1 pseudogene is annotated in these 583 nt (G+C 54.5%); it reads right to left on the bottom strand.

The window, feature by feature from the left end:
• Window positions 1–43: 43 nt before the first annotated feature.
• A pseudogene (locus CORAM0001_RS10840) lies at window positions 44–583 on the bottom strand (IS1249 family transposase); the annotation flags it as partial.

The following is a 583-nucleotide window of genomic DNA, read 5'->3' as shown; positions in this document are numbered from 1 at the left end:
CAAAAAGTGTGTCCGCTCGGCGTGTCGCTGGGTGGGCCCTTTTTTATTGCATTGGTCCTTTTCTGATCCCTATGTTGTGTTCGTACTCGGTTGGGATAGCGTTGTCGTAGAAGGCTGGTCGTCCTGTTTCCTGGTCGGCTTTATTGTGGTCTTCTTCGGCAAGATCGTTGACTTTGGCGAGTTGATCTTGTCCGTAATTGCACTGCCTGGCGATCTTGAGTGGGTCGTCAGGCAGTTGCGTTTTCGAGTGGAGGTACCACTCGAGCATTTTTCGTTGACGTTCTCCGGATCTGCCGCGATGCGCGTCGGCGATGCGTTTGAGCCCGGCGTTGATGCCGCCTTCCAGACTGTTTGTTGTTGAAGCCCAGCGTTGAGGCTCAAGCGCGTTCGGTGGTGGCTGCAGGTAGGTAAACAGCCAGTTGTTGCGCGATAGATGCAGCAGTGAGTTGTAGGCTTTGCGCACCCGTAGGTGGGTCCATTCCCACTGGTTGTTGAGTGTGCGGCGCTCTTTTGGCACGGGCGTTTTCTCGTTGAGGAATGCTTTGAATACCTGTCCGAAGTCGTGCAGACGTAGTGTCCAGTC

The organism is Corynebacterium amycolatum SK46, from assembly GCF_000173655.1.
Classification (GTDB): domain Bacteria; phylum Actinomycetota; class Actinomycetes; order Mycobacteriales; family Mycobacteriaceae; genus Corynebacterium; species Corynebacterium amycolatum_A.
The sequence above is the reverse complement of the archived record's forward strand: the minus strand, read 5'-3'. Positions and strand labels throughout refer to the sequence as shown.